Below are 18841 nucleotides of genomic sequence, written 5' to 3' on the forward strand. Positions count from 1 at the left end.
CGGCAGACCTGACCTCAAACTTGAGGCATTTTTATGTATATAGGCTGCTGTAACATAATGTTAGCAAAGCGACTTTGCGAGAAATATCAGCAAATTCCTATTTCATTTGCTGGCTATTGACATGTAACAGAGGTCTTGAAAAATCACTTAAAGTTGCAGGAATGTAAATAATAACCAATGTCCGTTGCGTGAGATATGTGGCATAACGCACAATGGTGCACCTGCATTTACTGTTAGCCCCTTTCACGATGAGCAAACCATTACAAAAACCGACCATTTTACATGTTGAAACCGTGGCCCGTTCTCGGCTGTTTAATGTCGAAACGGTGGACCTGGAATTCAGCAACGGTGTGCGCCGTGTCTACGAGCGCATGCGCCCGTCCGCGCGCGAAGCTGTAATGATAGTCCCTATCGTTGATAATCATTTGATTTTGATTCGCGAATACGCGGTTGGAACGGAATCTTATGAACTCGGTTTTTCTAAAGGATTAATCGATCCGGGCGAGACTGTTTTTGAAGCGGCAAATCGAGAGCTGAAAGAAGAGGTGGGCTTTGGAGCTAATCAGTTAACGTTCCTGAAAAAGCTGACCATGGCGCCGTCTTATTTCTCAAGCAAAATGAATATCGTGATTGCGGAAGATCTCTATCCGGAATCTCTGGAAGGCGATGAGCCAGAAGAGTTGCCGCAAGTGCGTTGGCCGCTGGAGTCACTGCTCGATTTGCTGAATGAAGAAGATTTTAGCGAGGCGCGAAATGTCAGTGCGCTCTTCCTGGTGCGGGAATGGCTGAAAGAGCAGGGGCGTTTGTAAAACCTTTTTAACTCACCCGCCTCAAAATGAGGCGGGTGACGTCTCGTTCTAGAACAACTCGTGGCTTTCGCCGTTATCAATTATCGTGGTTCCCACTTCATGCACCGCCTGCTGCGTCGGTTGGGTGCCCTCAATAAAGAACTCAGGACGGCTACTTCCACCATTCGCCAACTGGCCGGTATAACGGTCAATATTTACCGTGACGATACCTGGCGGTGGGGTTAAGGGTTCTTCTGGTACGCCTTCCAGAGCCGCTTTCATGAAATCATCCCACGCCGGTTGAGCACTCTTCGCGCCACCTTCGTAACCTGAGATCTGATCTTTGATTGCACCTGATGCGGAGGTTCGTCCAAGGTCACGGCGATGATCGTCAAAGCCAATCCATACCGACGTCACAACACCAGGCCCATAGCCTGAGAACCAGGCATCTTTCGAGCTGTTGGTGGTACCGGTTTTACCACCGATATCATTACGCTTCAGGTCACGGCCAGCACGCCAGCCGGTACCTTGCCAACCTGGCTCGCCGTAGATATTCGAGTTAAGCGCGCTTTTAATCAGGAACGCCAGCGGCGTGTTGATGACATGTGGTGCATACTCCGGCGGGCTGCTTTGGGCAACCAGCTCGCTGTTAGCTTGTTCAAGCTTCGGCATTGGAACGCTGGCATTCTGTGTTTCCTGAGACTGCGCGACGTCTTCAACATCCTTATTTTCCAAAACGTTAGACTTCTGCGTTTCGCCGTAAATCACTGGAATATCACAATCTGCGCAGGCGACTTTCGGTTTCGCTTCGAAGATGGTGCCACCAATTTCATTCTCAATTTTTGAGATGTAATAAGGGTCAACCAGGAAACCGCCGTTAGCCATGACCGAGTATCCGCGCGCGACCTGCATCGGTGTGAATGATGCTGAACCTAAGGCAAGGGACTCGGTATGCACGATGTTTTGCGCAGGGAAACCAAAGCGTTGCAGGTATTCCGCCGCGTAATCAACGCCCATAGCACGCATCGCGCGCACCATCACAACGTTTTTCGACTGACCAAGACCCTGGCGTAATCTGATTGGGCCTGCATACTCCGGTGGCGAGTTTTTCGGACGCCAGTCGGAACCGGCACCGGCATCCCAGCGGGAAATCGGCACATCATTGAGCACGCTCGCCAGCGTCAAACCTTTGTCCATGGCTGCGGTATACAGGAACGGTTTAATGTTGGAGCCAACCTGGCGCAATGCTTGTGTAGCGCGGTTAAACTTGCTCTGGTTGAAATCAAAACCGCCCACCAGCGCCACAACGGCACCGTCATGCGGGTTAATAGAAACCAGGGCGGAGTTCACGTCCGGGACTTGTCCAAGCCACCAGCTTTCGTCAACTTTGCGCACCCACACTTGCTGACCGGCTTGCACCACGTCGGTCACTTTGCGTGGCGTTGGGCCTTGCGCGGTATCAGAGCGGTACGGTCGTGCCCAGCGCATACCTTCCATATTCAGGGCAACAGCGCTGCCATCGGCCAGCAATGCCGTGGCTTCAGTTGGCGAAGTCTGGGTAATCACGGCCGGGAATAAAGGACCATAAACCGGCAGGTTCTTTAATGAATCGACAATTTTGGTTTTATCCCACGCCGTTTCGCCCACCTTCCACAACACATTTGACGGGCCGCGATAACCGTGGCGCATGTCATAAGCCATAACGTTGTTACGAACAGCTTGTTGTGCGGCTTGCTGCGTCCTACGGGTGATGGTGGTGTAAACCTTGTAGCCATCTTCGTAAGCCTTCTCTCCGTATTTGGCGACCATATCCTGGCGCACTAATTCAGAAAGATACGGCGCAGAAAACGCGATTTCCGGGGCGTGATAATTCGCATCGATTGGCTGATTACGCGCTTCGTCATATTGCGCCTGGGTAATGTAGTTTTCGCTCAACATGCGCGAGAGCACCACATTACGGCGGGAAGTCGCTCTATCCATCGAGTAAAGCGGGTTAAATGTTGACGGCGCTTTTGGCAAGCCGGCAATCACCGCCATTTCACTGAGTGTCAGTTGATCAACGGACTTACCAAAATAGACTTGTGCTGCGGCACCCACGCCATAAGCGCGATAACCGAGATAAATCTTGTTGAGGTACAACTCGAGGATTTCGTCTTTGGTCAGTAGCTGTTCAATACGAATCGCAAGGAACACTTCCTTAATCTTACGCATCAGCGTGCGTTCAGGGCTTAAGAAGAAGTTACGAGCCAGCTGTTGCGTGATGGTACTTGCACCCTGCGAGGCATGGCCTGAAAACAGAGCCACACTGGCGGCGCGGAAAATCCCGACCGGATCAACGCCATGGTGTTCGTAGAAACGGCTGTCTTCGGTCGCAATGAACGCTTTCACCATCACAGGTGGAATTTGTTCGAGCGTTACCGGAATACGACGTTTCTCACCGTATTGAGCGATTAGCTCGCCATCAGCGCTATAAACCTGCATTGGAATCTGGAGTCGCACATCTTTAAGCGTGGCGACATCAGGCAATTGCGGCTCAATAAATTTGTAGAGCCCGAAGATCGAGCCTGCTCCCAGCAGAATGCAACATACTGCAAGGATTAATAAATACTTTACGAACTTCACCTTAAATTTCCCATTACGTTTCCATTGGGCAGTTTATAAACAACCGCGCGGTAGTATAAAGGCAAGCCAGTGGCATTGGTATGGCATTTTCCGTAACCGGCGATAAGGAGATCGTAAACATGGTGTTCACAACCTGGCAAATTGGCCTGGATATTCAACATGAAAGTATTCGTGCTGTGGCGGTACAGCGTCAACGGCAAGGATGGCAGCTTCGGCACTGGTGGCAATTTTCACTGCCCGAAGGCACCTTTCGTGATGGTTTGTTAATTAATACTGAAGCGCTGACTAACGTCTTGTCAGCGTGGCGAAAAGAATTACCGTTGCGTCATCAATTACGCGTCTCTTTTCCTACCCAGCGAACGTTGCAACGCCCGGTTCCAATCCCCGATAAACGCCTTAGCGAACCGGCAAGCGAAGCGTATATCGCCTCAGCAACTGCCCGCCAGTTACAAATGTCGCCAGCCCAATTGTGTTGGGATTATTTAGCGTCACAAGATGTTGCAGACGCGCATGTGATTGTTGCTGCTCGGCAGACAGATGCCGCGTTATTGCTAAAGAGCTTAGCGCAGTTACGGCTCTTCCCCGCAACATTAACCCCAGGAGCCAGTGCATTGCCGGCGCTCATTACGCCGTGCCATCTGGAGAAATGCCAATATCTTGTCCATCGTGAGCACAACCACTGGCTGTGGGCCTCGACAGAGGTGATGCCGCGTTGGGGGTGGGCCGATACGGATGCCGTCCCGACGATTTTAGATTTGTGTCAGCAACTCAACACCGAGCCACAGTTTGTCGCTTTGAGTCATTCTCAGCCTGAGCCACTCCCGCCTGGAGCAATGATTATGGATGCGTGGCAAGCGTTGTCACGTTTACAGCCTCCATTACCGCGCCATGGAGGGGCATTTACGGTAGCCATTGGGCTTGCCATCGGCGGGTTGTGCAGATGACGCCGCTCATTAACTTACTCCCCTGGCGTCAGAAGCAGCGTCAACAACGCGCTCAACGCTGGGGCGCATGGCTGGCGCTGATTTTAATCATTGTCCCGCTACTCGTCGCTTGCGTGAGGCAATTTTCAACCTGGGAAATTAGCCAACAGCAGGTGAATAAAGAGTATCTGGGCAACATGTTGCCCGCATTAAAAAACATCTACCAGAAGCGGTTGTTAGCGCAGGCAAAAAATCAAAAACTGCTGCAATTACAGCAAACCCGCGCGCAGCAACAGCGGGCCATTCAGGTCTGGGATGGACGATTAATACAGTTGGCTGGCCTTTTACCTCCCGGCGTGTGGTTGTCTGCTTTAACGCTGCAAAAAAATCAGTTCGTTATCAAAGGGCATGCAGGTTTTCTGGACGACGTGCAGGCACTGGAAAAGGAGCTGGCTCAGCTTGGGGGTGTAGCCACAGTCCGTACCGGAGCAGTTCAGTATGAAGCGCAGGGCGGGATGAATTTTGTTTTCACTTTAACGTTGTCCGAGGTGGCGAATGCTCTGGCTAATTGAACGCTGGTTTCGCGGGGGCGTATGGCTGCGCATCGCTTCACTTCTTGCGATAGGCGCGCTAGCCGCACTCGTGGCGTGGTTATGCCTCATCCGTCCGCAATATTCTTTGTTGGAGCAATTGCAAAAGGGCAATGAGCTAACGAGCCAGCAACTGGCAGATGTGCGCCACAAAATAGGCAAACTGACACCGCTCAGTACACCGCTTGAGCCGTCAAATGCTCCCTTTTTTTCTGTGGCGGAGTTTGTTGGGCAAGCTCAGGGGAAACTATTGAAATGGCAGCCAGACGAGAAGCAGGGAACTCTTGAGATGCTGTTGCCATGGGAAAAATTGCCAGAGTCATTTTCCCGCCTCGCTGAGTATCGCGTCGTGGCCGGTCACTCATTCACCATCACGGCACAAGGGGAATTACTCAAACTTGTTCTGGCCATGGAGTTTGCTGATGAACCGTAGCGTGTGGTTGGGGTTATTCATGGTGATGTCTTGCGCACATGGGATGCCTGCAAACCCTTTTCTGCCACGGGTTTCTCCTTGTGAAAAATTAAGCGCACAGCTTGCAGGCTGGGTTTTGCAAGGCGTGATTGGTTCATCAGCAGCAAACACGGCGCTGATGCTGAGCCCTCAAGGAGTCTGGCGTCGAATCAAGGTCGATAACGAGCTCGCGCCTGGTGTGCGAATTGAAAGTGTGAATGAAGCGGGGGTGTCGGCAAAAATTGACCTGACCTGCCAGCCCGCAACTTATCGTTGGGAAATAAAAGGAAAAAATCATGCCATGGATACGAGTACTGCTGCTGGCGCTGCTACTGCCCTTCACAAGCCGGGCCGATAAAGGTGTTTCTCTGATACTGGACAACGCGCCGGTCGCGCAAGTTTTACAGGCGTTGGCTGAGAACCAAAATATCAATCTCCTCATTGCGCCGGGTGTTGAAGGGATGTTGTCGCTTAACTTGATCAACGTGCCCTGGAAGCAGGCATTTCAACTTGTGTTGAATACTGCGGAATTGAGCCAGCAGAGAGACGGGAATGTCATTCAGGTGATGCCAAAGGCCCGGCAACGCGAGCAGCAAGCGCAGGCTTTAGAATTACGCAAGCAACAAGTGCTTGAGCAGCCTATGCTCTATCAGGTCTTTGCTCCCCATCATGCAGATGCTGAGGAGCTCTCGGCGGCATTAAAATCATCGGGGAATAAGATCCTGAGTCCGCAGGGTAACATGACGGTTGATAAGCGAACGAACCGTCTTATTGTCAGAGACAATAAGACGGTACTGAAGCAGGTCGCAGACTGGATGAGCGAAATGGACTTACCGATAGGGCAAGTCGAAATCGAAGCCCATATCGTCACTATTAATCAGGACAAGCTTCGTGAACTGGGCGTGAAGTGGTCTGCAGCAGAGCAAGCGGGTGACAGCAAGCTCTACCAGCCGACGGGAATTTCGGCGGATCTTTCTGTGAGCAATGCATCTACAAAAGTTGGGTTTAATATTGCCCGCATTGACGGGCGTTTGCTGGAACTTGAGTTATCGGCTCTGGAGCAGCAACAGCAATTAGAAATCATCGCCAGTCCGCGTTTGATGGCGGCTCATCAACAACCCGCAAGCATCAAACAAGGCACTGAAATTCCCTATCAGGTTTCCAGCGGAGAAAGCGGGGCGACGTCCATCGAGTTTAAAGAAGCTGTTCTGGGGATGGAAGTGACCCCCACGATTCAGCCCCATGGAAACATTCGCTTAAAATTGCGCATCAGCCAAAACATGCCGGGGAGAAGTATTCAGCAAGCGGATGGCGAAGTGCTGGCGATAGATAAACAGGAGATAGAAACGGTGGTCGCGGTGAAAAATGGTGAAACCCTCGCACTGGGTGGGATTTTCCAGCAACATAACAAAGACAGTAGTGATAGTGTTCCCATTCTCGGCTCAATACCGTTGGTGGGTAGCCTGTTTCGCCACGACGCAAAAAATCACCAGCGTCGCGAATTAGTTGTCTTTATTACGCCCAGACTTATCCCTATTCCGTAGCGTTTTCGTTCATCAGCGCTGAGTTTTTCTTTGAAACGATGCCCAGGTGTTTGACGGCAGAGAGGAATTAGCTTACAAGGTGTACCGTTTCGAGAGGCTAGACGCTCAAGTTTGTGACAGATAATCCTGATTTATGCATTTTCTCCTTCACGAGAACGCTGGGGAATATAATCGGTTGCCAAACCACCTTGAGTATTGAGATAATTTTCAGTCTGACTCTCGCACTATCGCTTATGAGGTTTCAGTTCATGTCCCGCTGCACCTGGTTTTAACAGGGCGGGTTTATCATCAACGAATTGTCTTAGTAGTACCGAAAAAATGGCAGAGAAACGCAATATCTTTCTGGTTGGGCCTATGGGTGCCGGCAAAAGCACTATTGGGCGTCAGTTAGCTCAGCAACTCAATATGGAATTTTTCGATTCTGATCAAGAGATTGAGAAACGTACCGGAGCTGATGTGGGCTGGGTATTCGACGTTGAAGGCGAAGACGGCTTCCGCGATCGCGAAGAAAAAATCATCAACGAACTCACTGAAAAACAGGGCATTGTGCTGGCAACTGGCGGCGGCTCTGTGAAGTCTCGTGAGACCCGTAACCGTCTCTCCGCCCGTGGAGTTGTGGTGTATCTTGAAACCACAATTGAAAAACAGCTTGCCCGTACTCAGCGTGATAAAAAGCGCCCATTACTGCAAGTTGAGACTCCACCGCGTGAAGTTCTTGAAGCCTTAGCTCAAGAACGCAATCCTCTTTATGAAGAGATTGCTGATGTGACGATTCGCACTGACGACCAAAGTGCCAAAGTGGTTGCTAACCAGATTATTAATATGTTGGAAAGCAACTGATTCTGGCTTAATCGATAAAAACGCCTGCGGGCTAAGCAACATCAAGGTGGACTTCGCGTTATGGAGAGGTTAACAGTCACTCTCGGGGAACGTAGTTACCCTATCACCATTGCTGCTGGGTTATTTAGTGACTCGGCATCTTTTGGGCCGCTGAAAGCTGGCGACCAAACGATGCTGGTGACCAATGAAACCCTGGCGCCGCTCTACCTGGATAAGGTGCGTGGCGTGCTTGAGCAGGCGGGCGTTAAAGTCGATTCCGTCATCCTTCCGGATGGCGAACAATTTAAAAGCCTCGCCGTATTAGACACGGTCTTTACTGCGTTGCTTGAAAAGCCACATGGTCGTGATACGACACTTATCGCCCTTGGTGGCGGTGTCGTTGGAGACCTGACTGGCTTTGCTGCGGCGAGCTATCAACGCGGCGTGCGTTTTATTCAAGTTCCAACCACATTGCTTTCGCAAGTGGATTCTTCTGTCGGCGGAAAAACAGCCGTTAACCACCCTCTTGGTAAAAATATGATTGGCGCGTTCTATCAACCGGCTTCGGTGGTGGTGGATCTCGACTGTCTGAATACGTTACCGGCGCGGGAGTTAGCATCTGGCCTGGCAGAGGTGATTAAGTACGGAATTATTCTCGACGGTGAATTCTTCAACTGGCTTGAGGAAAACCTGGATGCCTTGCTGGCGCTTGATGGTGAAGCTATGGCCTGGTGTATCCGCCGTTGTTGTGAGCTTAAAGCGGAAGTTGTTGCCGCCGACGAGCGCGAAAGCGGCTTACGTGCTTTACTGAATTTGGGCCACACCTTTGGTCACGCTATAGAAGCTGAAATGGGCTATGGCAATTGGCTGCATGGTGAAGCTGTTGCCGCAGGTATGGTAATGGCAGCACGAACAGCTCAGCGTCTTGGAAACTTCAGCGAAGCCGATGTACAGCGAATCATTAAGTTGTTGCAACGTGCTGGGCTGCCAGTCACCGGGCCGAAAGAAATGTCAGCCGACGCGTATATGCCCCACATGATGCGTGACAAGAAAGTTTTGGCTGGTGAGCTGCGCTTAGTGCTGCCACTGGCAATCGGGAAGAGTGAAATGCGTGGCGGAGTGCCACACGATGTCGTTTTGTCCGCCATTGCTGATTGTCAGCAGGCTTAATTATTAGAAATTTCGGTCGCTGCTGTCAGGCGATTTTTAACTTCGGGTGATGTGCTGAGTTTGAATCGCTGGCATAAGCCTTTGAGTGGGGTGTTAAATGGATGAGTTTAAACCGGAAGACGAACTGAAACCCGATCCAAGCGATCGCCGTTCAGGTCGTACCCGTAGAGCTGATGAGCGTGAAAGTGAACCGCAAATCAATGTCGATGATGTTGAGTTAGATGCCGACGAACCTCGTCCAGCGCGTTCCCGCCGTACTCGTGATGAAGAAGAGTATGAGAGCGATGATAACCTGCAAGTTGACGCAGAAGAACGTCGCCCGGCGCGCGCCCGTAAGAAATCCGCTAAGCCTAAAGTTCCAGTATCCCGCCAGCATCTGATGATGGGCATTGGCATTCTTGTGCTATTGCTGTTGATCATTGGAATTGGTTCGGCGCTTAAAGCCCCATCTACCGACACCGAAACTGTAAATCAGCAGCCGGGTGCGGAGAAAAACATCGATTTATCTGGCTCCAGTGGCAGCCCAGCCGATCAAGCTAACGGTGCACAGCCACAACCAGGTAATACCGCTGCGACTAATCAGACAGAAAATGCAAGTAACCCACAAGAAGTGACGCTTCCAGCCATTTCTTCAACACCCACTGAAGCACAGACTCAGCCTGCACCTCAGGGCCAGCAGCGTGTGGAAGTCCCGGGCGACTTGAATAATGCACTGACGCAACAATCTGGTCAGATTGATAACGCAGTGAACAGCTCGACATTACCAACGGCCCCAGCGACCGTTGCAGCAGTAGCTGGCAGCAATGGTGCGACTCCAGCGCCGCGTCCTGTTGCGAAATCAGAGCCGGTGAAGCAAGCCGCACCTCGTCAGGAACGTAAAACTGCAGTCATTGAGCCACAACACAAAGCTCAGCCTGCTAAACAGCCTGCCGTGAAAGCAGAACCAAAACCGGTTGCGACAGCTAAACGTAGCGAGCCTGTTGCTGCTCCAGCACCAACAGCGACCGCACCAGCGAAAGCTCCGGTTACTGCAACTGCAACTGCGCCGAAAGCAACCGAAACCGCAGCCGCACCTGCACCGAAAGCCGCTGCCGCTGCACCAGTAACAGCAGCAACAGGTGCCGTAGCCGGTGATGCTGGCGCAATCAAAGGCGCGCCGGGTAGTCATTACACTTTGCAGCTTAGCTCTTCTTCAAACTCAGCAAATTTGAATGCCTGGGCGAAGAAAGAGAATCTGCAACACTATATGGTTTACCAGACGGTGCGAAATGGCCAGCCGTGGTATGTTTTGGTTAGCGGTATCTATGCCAACAAAGATGAGGCAAAACGTGCCGTTGCAACATTGCCAGCTGATGTTCAGGCCAAGAACCCATGGGCAAAACCTATCCATCAGGTGCAGTCTGATCTGAAGTGATGAACAAGCGCAGCCGCTGTTGGAACCTTTCCACAGCAGGAAAAGGTGTAAATAGTTAGGCAGCATGAAAAAAAATCGCGCTTTTCTGAAATGGGCGGGGGGGAAATACCCCCTGCTCGAAGACATTAAAAAGTATCTGCCGAAAGGTGATTGTCTGATTGAGCCGTTCGTCGGTGCCGGCTCAGTCTTTCTGAATACTGATTACTCCCGCTATATCCTCGCAGATATCAATAGCGATCTGATTAACCTCTATAACATCGTCAAAACCCGCACAGATGAGTACGTTCAGGAGTCCCGAAAACTTTTTACTGCTGAACAAAACGACGAGCAGTCGTTTTATCTCAATCGTGCCGAGTTTAACCAGTGCAAAGATGAATTTCGTCGTGCGCTGCTGTTTTTATATCTGAACCGCCATTGTTACAACGGCCTGTGTCGTTATAACCTACGTGGTGAATTCAATGTCCCGTTTGGCCGCTATATCAAACCCTACTTCCCTGAAGAAGAGTTGTATCATTTTGCCGAACGAGCACAAAACGCGACATTCCTGTGCCAGTCGTACGATGTCAGCATGTCGGATGTGAGTGCCGGGTCAGTTGTCTATTGCGACCCGCCGTATGCGCCTTTGTCTGCAACGGCTAATTTTACTGCATACCACACCGATAGCTTTAACATGGTGCAACAGCAACATCTGGCGCAGCTTGCGGAAAACCTGCGGGGAAATCGCATTCCCGTATTGATTTCCAATCACGATACTGAACTCACTCGGTTGTGGTATCACCAGGCAAAACTGCATGTTGTACAAGTGCGTCGCAGTATTAGCCGAAATGGTGGAGCACGAAACAAGGTGGACGAACTGCTGGCGCTGTATAAAGTCGGTGCCTGAGACGTTTCGTCCGCAGTCGTTTTTGATTTGCAATTGGAGAAGCGGATGAAACAGTTTTTGATTGCCCCCTCAATCCTCTCAGCCGATTTTGCCCGCCTGGGTGAAGATACGGCTGCGGTGCTGGCTGCTGGTGCGGATGTCGTCCATTTCGATGTTATGGATAACCATTATGTACCGAATCTCACCATCGGGCCGATGGTGTTAAAGTCGCTGCGTGATTACGGTATTACTGCTCCTGTTGATGTGCATCTGATGGTGAAACCCGTTGACCGTATCATTCCGGATTTCGCCGCCGCAGGTGCCAATATCATCACCTTCCACCCGGAAGCGTCAGAACACGTTGACCGTTCCCTGCAACTCATCAAAGAACACGGCTGTAAAGCCGGTCTGGTATTCAACCCGGCAACCTCTCTGAGTTGGCTTGATCATGTCATGGATAAACTGGATGTCATTTTGCTGATGTCTGTGAACCCAGGTTTTGGCGGCCAGTCATTTATTCCTCATACGCTGGAAAAACTGCGTCAGGTGCGTGAACGCATCGATGCTTCCGGCTATGACATTCGCCTGGAAGTTGACGGTGGCGTGAAGGTCGACAACATTGCTGAAATTGCCGCAGCAGGTGCAGACATGTTTGTTGCGGGTTCCGCAATCTTTAACCAGCCAAATTACAAAGCCGTTATTGACAGTATGCGCAGCGAGTTGGCAAAGGTAAGTCATGAATAAGTTAAATAAAATTCGCGGTATCGCCTTCGACTTAGACGGTACGCTGGTAGACACAGCACTGGGTCTGACGCAAGCAATGGACCAGGCGCTGTATGCGCTGGAATTGCCGACCGCCGGTGAAGATAAAGTTGAGAAGTGGATTGGTAATGGGGCTGATGTTCTGGTTCAGCGTGCGCTGACCTGGGCATTAAAAGGCGAAGAGCCTGAAGCCGACAAATGCCGTATCGCGCGTAAACTGTTTGATACCTTCTATGCTCAAACGGCGCAAGAGGGCAGTTTCCTGTTCCCAGAAGTGCTAAACACATTGGCGGCACTGAAGGAAAATGGCCTGCCGATGGGGCTGGTGACGAATAAGCCGACGCCATTTGTCTTACCGATGCTGGAAAAGTTAGGCATTGCGCATTACTTCAGCGTCATTATTGGCGGCGACGATGTGGAAAACAAAAAGCCACATCCAGAAGCACTGCATAAAGTGATGGAGCAGCTGAACCTCGGCGCAGATGAGCTGCTGTTTGTCGGTGATTCTCGCAACGATATTCTGGCGGCTCAAGCTGCCGGGTGCTGCTCAATTGGCCTGACTTACGGTTACAACTACGGTGAGTCTATCGAGCTGAGCAAACCGGATTACGTGTTTGACCACTTCAACGATTTACTGCCCGCATTAGGGCTATCTAGCAAAGAACATCAGGAATCAGAACATGAGTAAACCCATTGTCTTTAGTGGCGCACAGCCATCAGGTGAATTGACCATTGGTAACTACATGGGTGCGCTGCGTCAGTGGGTCCATATGCAAGATGATTACGACTGCATTTACTGCATCGTCGATCAGCATGCGATTACCGCGCGTCAGGATGCGACACAATTACGCAGCCGTACTCTCGATACGCTGGCGTTGTATCTGGCTTGCGGTATCGACCCGGCTAAAAGCACTATCTTTGTACAGTCCCACGTGCCAGAACATGCGCAATTGGGTTGGGTGCTTAACTGCTACACCTATTTCGGTGAACTGAGCCGTATGACTCAGTTTAAAGACAAGTCTTCCCGTTATGCGGAAAACATTAACGCCGGTCTTTTCGATTACCCGGTGCTGATGGCCGCAGATATTTTGCTGTACCAGACCAACCTGGTGCCGGTCGGCGAAGATCAGAAACAGCACCTGGAACTGAGTCGCGATATCGCTGCACGTTTCAACGCGCTGTACGGTGATGTGTTCAAAGTGCCTGAACCGTTTATTCCGAAATCCGGTGCTCGTGTGATGTCTCTGCTTGAGCCGACCAAGAAAATGTCTAAATCAGACGATAACCGTAATAACGTTATTGGCCTGCTGGAAGACCCGAAAGCCGTCGTGAAGAAAATCAAACGCGCAGTAACCGACTCCGACGAGCCGCCTGTTGTGCGCTACGATACTGCCAGCAAAGCGGGCGTCTCCAACATGTTGGATATTCTTTCCGGTGTGACGGGTAAATCCATTACTGAGCTTGAGCAGCACTTCGAAGGCAAAATGTATGGTCACCTGAAAGGTGAAGTTGCTGAGGCGGTTTCTGGCATGCTCACTGAATTGCAGGAGCGTTTCCACCGTTTCCGTAATGACGAAGCCTATTTGCAGCAAGTGATGAAAGATGGCTCCGCGAAAGCTCGTGCGCACGCCAGTGCCACGCTGAAAAAGGTCTATGAAGTTATTGGGTTTGTTGCACATCCATAATCGTTAAGATCTTCTAATCCCTCTTCTCCGGAAGAGGGATTGTCCAGTTTCTCCCGCTCCTCATTAATTCCCCCGCTAAATATCTTTTGTGACCCCATTCTCTTTTTGCATATTTCACGTTTGCCATTTATATTCATTTTAATGAAGATATAACCATTCAATAAAATGAAGATTAATTATGAGCCGTAGCTTTATCAAGAAAGAAGGTGTCGCCCAGGCGAGCCTGGCACGTTATTTACTGGGTGAGAAAAACGGTAATCGACTGAAAACTATCGACGAACTTGCAACAGAATGTCGATTCTCAGTCGGGCTGATTCAAGCCGCATTAAAAACTCTTGAGAAAGCGGGGGCGGTATCCGTTGAACGCCGTGGGCGAAATGGCAGCTATCTGGTGAGCATGGATAACAAAGCCTTATTGGCTTTTGCTGATATTGGCAATGTAGTGTGTGCCATGCCGTTGCCCTACACCCGGCTTTACGAAGGTTTAGCCAGCGGTTTGAAAGCGCAGTTTGATGGTATTCCGTTTTATTACGCGCATATGCGTGGCTCAGATGTCCGTGTCGAATGCTTGCTCAATGGCGTTTATGACCTGGCGGTCGTTTCCCGGCTGGCCGCGCAAAGTTATCTTGATAACACTGATGTTTGTATGGCGCTGGAGCTTGGCCCACACACCTACGTCGGAGAGCACAAGCTGATTCGCCGTGCAGGCGACCAAGAGATTAAGCGTGTTGGGTTGGACTCACGTTCTGCTGACCAGCGCATCATGACCGAGATTTATTTTTCTGGTCAGCCGGTTGAGATACTTGATGTGCCTTATCACGAGTGTATTAACCGCATCGCGAAAGGTGAAATTGATGCCGTTATCTGGAACGTGGGCGGCGAGCCCGATTTGGAATTGCTCGGTCTGGTGGCACAGCCGTTAAACGGCGACTCGCGTTACGTGCAGGCCTCCGAAGCCGTGGTATTGACGCGTGCAGAGGATGTCCCCATCCAGCAATTGCTGCGTACGGTGGTGAACAAAAGTGAGCTGCTTGCCCATCAACAAAGAGTGTTACAGGGCGAGCAGGAGCCAAGTTACTAAGTTTTATTAAGAGGTAAGGGCAGTGGAAGAGCGGCTAAATCTATTGTGTGATGCGGGGATTATCGACCGGGATATTTGCAACGGTATGCTCGGAGTGGTTGAGCAGCTAGAGAACGTATGGGCGATCCCGGTGCGAAATGAGCAAGGAGAAATGGCTATCACGCACATGGCGAACGCTTTGATGCGCAGCCGCCGTGGTGAGGAAATCGGCCCGCCTGATGACGAATTGCTTGAGGAAATTGTCATGTCGCAGGCTTATCCAGAACTTCTGCCGATTCATCGGGCAATGCTGGCACCGTTTGATGTCACGCTTCATCCCAATGAAGAGGGCTATCTGCTGGCCAACCTGTTTAGCCTGTGGATGGTCAGTAAAAGCTAAATCTTTTTTTATTCGTTCACTGCTTTGCTTTAAATATTCAAAAAAATGATTATTTAAAGTTTTTTGCATCATGGAGTCAAGAGGCAAGGGCATGTTTATTGAAGCACTCAAGGCACAAAATCCGGCGCTGATTGAGGCCGCAATAAGGTTATGGCGTCAGGGCGATATTCTGCCGGATACCTGCGTTATCGACGTTGACCAGGTTATGGAGAACGGTCGTCGTCTGCTGGAAATCGCCCAAAGCCACGGCATCACGCTGTATCTGATGACCAAACAAATCGGGCGTAATCCGAGGATGGCAAAACGACTGATCGAACTTGGTTTTCACGGCACCGTCGCAGTGGATTTTAAAGAAGCCCGGACGCTGCGCAATGCTGAAGTGCCCGTCTCGCACGTGGGCCATTTGGTGCAGACACCGACCAGCCTGGTCACAGAAAATGTCGCCGCTTCGACGGAAATGATCACCGTTTTTTCGCTGGAGAAGGCGCGTGAAATCTCAAATGCAGCGCAGCGCTTCGGGCTTATCCAACCCATTATGCTGAAAGTCTTCGATGAGAAAGACAAACTTTATCCGGGGCAGGAAGCAGGATTCCCGCTATCCGATCTTGAGAATATCGTCGTCGCCATCGGCAAAATGCCTGGTGTGAAAATCTCAGGGCTGACCCATTTCCCGTGCTTGCTGTGGGATGACGAATTACAGAAAACTTTGCCTACGCAGAATCTGCATACGCTTTTGCAGGCTCGCGACCAACTTCGTAGCCTGGGTATTGAAGTTGCTCAACTGAATGCGCCATCAGCGTCAAGTTGCAGCACGTTGCCGCTGCTCGCCGAGTATGGCGTAACACATGCTGAACCCGGCCACGCGCTAACCGGGACGATCCCCGCCAACCAGCGTGGCGACCAGCCAGAACGCATCGCTATGTTGTATCTCACTGAAGTATCACATCAATTTCAGGGGGATAGTTACTGCTTTGGCGGTGGCTACTATCGTCGGGGTCATGCTCAAAATGCGCTGGTTTACCCGGTATCGGGCGGCGTTCCTTTCCGCGCAAACGTATTGCCGATGGATGACAGCAGTATTGATTATCACATCGGGCTGGAAGGTAAATTCCCGGTCGGTGCACCGGTCGTGATGTGTTTTCGCACGCAGGTATTTGTAACGCGCAGCGATGTGGCTCTGGTTTCTGGAATCAGTCACGGAAACCCAGTGCTCGAAGCGTTGTATGACAGTCTCGGTAACCCCATTTGCGGAGGTCTACGTGAGTAAGTTTGTGGTGGTGGTGATAGACAGTTTTGGCGTGGGCGCTATGGATGACGTTCCGCAAGTCAGGCCAGAAGATATCGGTGCAAATACCTGTGGGCATATTTTGCGGCATTTCCCGCAATTGCGTTTGCCTGTGCTTGAAAAACTCGGCCTGATTAATGCGTTGGGTTTTACCGAAGGCGTCATGCGTCCTTCGTTAAACGCAGTTTACGGGACGGCAGCATTGCAACATGAAGGTGGCGATACTTTCATGGGACACCAGGAAATACTTGGAACCCGGCCTCAAGCCCCGCTGCGTATGCCTTTCTCAGAGGTTATTGATGAAGTTGAGCAAGCATTAAAAGCCGATTGTTGGCAGGTCGAACGGATGGGCGATGAGCTGCAATTTTTGTGGGTGAATCAGGCAGTTGCGATTGGCGATAATCTCGAGGCCGACCTTGGTCAAGTGTTTAACATCAGCGCTAATTTAAACGCCATCTCTTTCGACGAAGTACGCGCCATCGGTGAAATCGTGCGTCACTGTGTGCAAGTCGGGCGGGTGATTGCTTTTGGCGGACTACTGGAAAGCAGCCAGCAACTTCTTGATGCAGCCGAAGAAAAACAAGGCACTTATATCGGAATTAACGCGCCGCGATCGGGAGTTTATCAGCAGGGCTTCCAGGTTGTGCATATGGGTTTTGGCGTGAATGGTCGCGTGCAGGTGCCGCAAAAATTACATGACGCAGGCGTCAAAACGGTGTTAGTCGGTAAAGTCGCAGATATTGCTCTTAACCCGCACGGCATCAGTTATCAGAACCTCGTTGATACCCAACAGATCATGGATATCACGCTTGAGGAAGTACAAAAGCCGGGTGATGTTTTTATCTGCACCAATATTCAGGAAACTGATTTGGCCGGTCATGCCCAGGACGTTGCGCGTTATGCTGAGCGCCTCGAAGTGGTCGATAAAAATCTCGCGCGCCTGATGAATGCACTACAACCCGGCGATTGTCTGGTGGTTATGGCCGATCACGGCAACGACCCGACTATCGGCCATAGCAAGCACACCCGTGAAAATGTCCCGCTTCTGGTCTGGCAACCTGGAATAACCCATTCCTGTCTTGGTGCCAGAAAAACGCTGTCTGATGTTGGTGCGACGGTCTGTGAATTCTTCGCGGCAAGCGCACCACAAAACGGCACTTCATTCCTGTCACTTCTCAATACTTCCAATACCGGAGGCAATCATGGCTGAACCGCTGCGAATTGACGCGTCGGGTTATACCTATGCTCACGAGCATCTGCATATCGACTTGTCGTCATTCAAAAACAATATTGATTGCCGCCTGGATCAATACGACCTGATTTGCGCGGAAATGAAAACGCTTTACAGATTAGGCGTGCGCAACATCATTGAGATGACTAACCGCTACATGGGGCGTAACCCGCAGTTTATGCTCGATATTATGCGTGACACCGGCATGAACGTAGTCGCCTGCACCGGTTATTACCAGCATGACTTCTTCCCCGATCACGTTGCCAGTACCAGCGCAGAAAAACTGGCGCAGGAGATGATCGACGAAATCGAAATCGGCATTGAAGGCTCTGAGCTTAAAGCGGGAATCATTGCTGAAATCGGCTCGAGCGTGGACGTCATCACGCCGAATGAAGCAAAAGTGTTTTCTGCTGCGGCGATGGCACACCGTGAAACAGGGCGTCCAATTTCGACGCATACCTCCTTTAGCACCATGGGCCTGGAACAACTGGCGTTACTCAAAAGCTACGGCGTGGATCTCTCCCGCGTGGTTGTCGGCCATTGTGACCTGAAAGATAACCTCGACAACATTCTGCGCATGATTGGGCAGGGCGCGTATGTCCAGTTCGATACCATTGGCAAAAACAACTATTACCCGGATGCGAAGCGCGTAGCGATGCTGCAAGAAATCGCCAGCCGCGGCTTACTCGACCACGTCATGCTCTCTATGGATATTACCCGCCGCTCGCATTTAAAAGCCAACGGCGGCCTCGGTTTTGATTATTTGCTGACAACGTTTGTGCCTTTGTTGCTGGAGGCGGGTTTCTCTCAGGCCGACGTTGATTTGATGTTACGTGACAACCCCTCTGTCTTCTTTAAATAAGGATTTCCCATGAAAAAGATCGGTGTTGCTGGCTTACAGCGCGAACTTATTAAAAAAACTATCGAGACGTCCGCACCTGACTGCTTTGAAGTGTTTATTTACAACGATATGGAAGCGGCTATGAAAGTGAAATCAGGCCAGCTCGATTACTACATTGGTGCCTGTAATACCGGCGCTGGCGCGGCACTGTCGATTGCCATCGCCGTGATTGGCTACAACAAAAGCTGCACGATTGCGAAACCAGGTATTAAGGCGAAGGAAGAGCAGGTTGCCAAAATGGTTGCGGATGGGAAAGTCGCCTTTGGCCTGTCGGTGGAGCATATCGAACATGCCATCCCGATGCTTATTGCTCATTTAAAATAAAGGCAACGCT

20 protein-coding genes are annotated in these 18841 nt (G+C 50.8%); 19 read left to right on the top strand and 1 reads right to left on the bottom strand.

The window, feature by feature from the left end:
• Nucleotides 1-248 precede the first annotated feature (248 nt).
• The gene (nudE, locus tag DY231_RS01615; protein ID WP_034499176.1) at nt 249-809 is read left to right on the top strand and encodes an ADP compounds hydrolase NudE; all 561 of its coding nucleotides are present in this window, start codon (nt 249-251) and stop codon (nt 807-809) included.
• Nucleotides 810-857: 48 nt separating this feature from the next.
• Here the strand turns inward: nudE and mrcA are convergent, their stop codons facing one another.
• The gene (gene mrcA, locus DY231_RS01620) at nt 858-3410 is read right to left on the bottom strand and encodes a peptidoglycan glycosyltransferase/peptidoglycan DD-transpeptidase MrcA (RefSeq protein WP_115627064.1); all 2553 of its coding nucleotides are present in this window, start codon (nt 3408-3410) and stop codon (nt 858-860) included.
• A 119-nt stretch (nt 3411-3529) separates the two neighbouring features.
• On the opposite strand from mrcA, the gene pilM reads away from it, so the two are divergent.
• The 18 genes from pilM to DY231_RS01715 all read left to right on the top strand — a co-directional run bounded on the left by pilM (nt 3530) and on the right by DY231_RS01715 (nt 18831).
• A complete protein-coding gene (pilM, locus tag DY231_RS01625; RefSeq protein ID WP_115627065.1) occupies nt 3530-4354 on the top strand; it encodes a pilus assembly protein PilM in 825 nt (274 codons plus the stop codon).
• Nucleotides 4351-4905 (top strand): PilN domain-containing protein, encoded by a 555-nt coding sequence (locus tag DY231_RS01630; protein WP_115627066.1) that lies wholly within the window; start codon nt 4351-4353, stop codon nt 4903-4905. Before pilM ends, DY231_RS01630 begins: the two co-directional genes overlap by 4 nt.
• Nucleotides 4889-5356 carry a HofO family protein gene (locus tag DY231_RS01635; protein WP_115627067.1) on the top strand — a complete coding sequence of 156 codons (468 nt, stop codon included), beginning with the start codon at nt 4889-4891 and terminating at the stop codon, nt 5354-5356. The genes DY231_RS01630 and DY231_RS01635 overlap by 17 nt, the downstream gene beginning before the upstream one ends.
• Complete coding sequence (locus DY231_RS01640; protein ID WP_115627068.1) at nt 5346-5732, top strand: HofP DNA utilization family protein; 387 nt, start codon at nt 5346-5348, stop codon at nt 5730-5732. Before DY231_RS01635 ends, DY231_RS01640 begins: the two co-directional genes overlap by 11 nt.
• Nucleotides 5671-6918, top strand: coding sequence for a type IV pilus secretin PilQ (gene pilQ, locus DY231_RS01645; protein ID WP_172588648.1), 1248 nt, complete (start codon nt 5671-5673; stop codon nt 6916-6918). Before DY231_RS01640 ends, pilQ begins: the two co-directional genes overlap by 62 nt.
• Before the next feature lie 318 nt (nt 6919-7236).
• A complete protein-coding gene (gene aroK / locus DY231_RS01655) occupies nt 7237-7758 on the top strand; it encodes a shikimate kinase AroK (protein WP_034460280.1) in 522 nt (173 codons plus the stop codon).
• 60 nt (nt 7759-7818) lie between these two features.
• The gene (gene aroB, locus DY231_RS01660; RefSeq protein ID WP_115627069.1) at nt 7819-8907 is read left to right on the top strand and encodes a 3-dehydroquinate synthase; all 1089 of its coding nucleotides are present in this window, start codon (nt 7819-7821) and stop codon (nt 8905-8907) included.
• 97 nt (nt 8908-9004) lie between these two features.
• Nucleotides 9005-10321: a cell division protein DamX gene (gene damX, locus DY231_RS01665; RefSeq protein WP_115627070.1), complete on the top strand. Its 1317-nt coding sequence runs from the start codon at nt 9005-9007 to the stop codon at nt 10319-10321.
• 64 nt (nt 10322-10385) lie between these two features.
• Nucleotides 10386-11204, top strand: a complete 819-nt coding sequence (dam, locus tag DY231_RS01670; RefSeq protein ID WP_115627071.1) for an adenine-specific DNA-methyltransferase — start codon at nt 10386-10388, stop codon at nt 11202-11204.
• Nucleotides 11205-11249: 45 nt separating this feature from the next.
• Complete coding sequence (gene rpe, locus DY231_RS01675) at nt 11250-11927, top strand: ribulose-phosphate 3-epimerase (protein ID WP_034499126.1); 678 nt, start codon at nt 11250-11252, stop codon at nt 11925-11927.
• Complete coding sequence (locus tag DY231_RS01680; RefSeq protein WP_115627072.1) at nt 11920-12633, top strand: phosphoglycolate phosphatase; 714 nt, start codon at nt 11920-11922, stop codon at nt 12631-12633. Before rpe ends, DY231_RS01680 begins: the two co-directional genes overlap by 8 nt.
• Nucleotides 12626-13630: a tryptophan--tRNA ligase gene (gene trpS / locus DY231_RS01685; RefSeq protein WP_115627073.1), complete on the top strand. Its 1005-nt coding sequence runs from the start codon at nt 12626-12628 to the stop codon at nt 13628-13630. The genes DY231_RS01680 and trpS overlap by 8 nt, the downstream gene beginning before the upstream one ends.
• 178 nt (nt 13631-13808) lie before the next feature.
• The gene (gene yhfZ, locus DY231_RS01690; protein WP_115627074.1) at nt 13809-14711 is read left to right on the top strand and encodes a GntR family transcriptional regulator YhfZ; all 903 of its coding nucleotides are present in this window, start codon (nt 13809-13811) and stop codon (nt 14709-14711) included.
• A gap of 22 nt (nt 14712-14733) precedes the next feature.
• Entirely contained in the window at nt 14734-15090 is a 357-nt protein-coding gene (locus tag DY231_RS01695; protein ID WP_115627075.1) for a PRD domain-containing protein, read from the top strand.
• A 91-nt stretch (nt 15091-15181) separates the two neighbouring features.
• Nucleotides 15182-16357 carry a YhfX family PLP-dependent enzyme gene (locus DY231_RS01700; RefSeq protein WP_115627076.1) on the top strand — a complete coding sequence of 392 codons (1176 nt, stop codon included), beginning with the start codon at nt 15182-15184 and terminating at the stop codon, nt 16355-16357.
• Entirely contained in the window at nt 16350-17585 is a 1236-nt protein-coding gene (locus DY231_RS01705) for a phosphopentomutase (RefSeq protein WP_115627077.1), read from the top strand. Before DY231_RS01700 ends, DY231_RS01705 begins: the two co-directional genes overlap by 8 nt.
• On the top strand, nt 17578-18468 hold the full coding sequence (locus DY231_RS01710) for a phosphotriesterase-related protein (protein WP_370511267.1): 891 nt from the start codon (nt 17578-17580) through the stop codon (nt 18466-18468). Before DY231_RS01705 ends, DY231_RS01710 begins: the two co-directional genes overlap by 8 nt.
• A gap of 9 nt (nt 18469-18477) precedes the next feature.
• Complete coding sequence (locus DY231_RS01715; RefSeq protein WP_034499110.1) at nt 18478-18831, top strand: DUF2620 domain-containing protein; 354 nt, start codon at nt 18478-18480, stop codon at nt 18829-18831.
• Nucleotides 18832-18841: the final 10 nt, after the last annotated feature.

Source organism: Buttiauxella agrestis (genome assembly GCF_900446255.1).
GTDB classification, from domain to species: Bacteria; Pseudomonadota; Gammaproteobacteria; order Enterobacterales; family Enterobacteriaceae; genus Buttiauxella; species Buttiauxella agrestis.

Coding starts and splice junctions, on each gene's coding strand:
- nudE (WP_034499176.1), top strand. CDS start 249: ATGAGCAAACCATTACAAAAACCGACCATTTTACATGTTGAAACCGTG.
- pilM (WP_115627065.1), top strand. CDS start 3,530: ATGGTGTTCACAACCTGGCAAATTGGCCTGGATATTCAACATGAAAGT.
- DY231_RS01630 (WP_115627066.1), top strand. CDS start 4,351: ATGACGCCGCTCATTAACTTACTCCCCTGGCGTCAGAAGCAGCGTCAA.
- DY231_RS01635 (WP_115627067.1), top strand. CDS start 4,889: ATGCTCTGGCTAATTGAACGCTGGTTTCGCGGGGGCGTATGGCTGCGC.
- DY231_RS01640 (WP_115627068.1), top strand. CDS start 5,346: ATGAACCGTAGCGTGTGGTTGGGGTTATTCATGGTGATGTCTTGCGCA.
- pilQ (WP_172588648.1), top strand. CDS start 5,671: ATGCCATGGATACGAGTACTGCTGCTGGCGCTGCTACTGCCCTTCACA.
- aroK (WP_034460280.1), top strand. CDS start 7,237: ATGGCAGAGAAACGCAATATCTTTCTGGTTGGGCCTATGGGTGCCGGC.
- aroB (WP_115627069.1), top strand. CDS start 7,819: ATGGAGAGGTTAACAGTCACTCTCGGGGAACGTAGTTACCCTATCACC.
- damX (WP_115627070.1), top strand. CDS start 9,005: ATGGATGAGTTTAAACCGGAAGACGAACTGAAACCCGATCCAAGCGAT.
- dam (WP_115627071.1), top strand. CDS start 10,386: ATGAAAAAAAATCGCGCTTTTCTGAAATGGGCGGGGGGGAAATACCCC.
- rpe (WP_034499126.1), top strand. CDS start 11,250: ATGAAACAGTTTTTGATTGCCCCCTCAATCCTCTCAGCCGATTTTGCC.
- DY231_RS01680 (WP_115627072.1), top strand. CDS start 11,920: ATGAATAAGTTAAATAAAATTCGCGGTATCGCCTTCGACTTAGACGGT.
- trpS (WP_115627073.1), top strand. CDS start 12,626: ATGAGTAAACCCATTGTCTTTAGTGGCGCACAGCCATCAGGTGAATTG.
- yhfZ (WP_115627074.1), top strand. CDS start 13,809: ATGAGCCGTAGCTTTATCAAGAAAGAAGGTGTCGCCCAGGCGAGCCTG.
- DY231_RS01700 (WP_115627076.1), top strand. CDS start 15,182: ATGTTTATTGAAGCACTCAAGGCACAAAATCCGGCGCTGATTGAGGCC.
- DY231_RS01710 (WP_370511267.1), top strand. CDS start 17,578: ATGGCTGAACCGCTGCGAATTGACGCGTCGGGTTATACCTATGCTCAC.
- DY231_RS01715 (WP_034499110.1), top strand. CDS start 18,478: ATGAAAAAGATCGGTGTTGCTGGCTTACAGCGCGAACTTATTAAAAAA.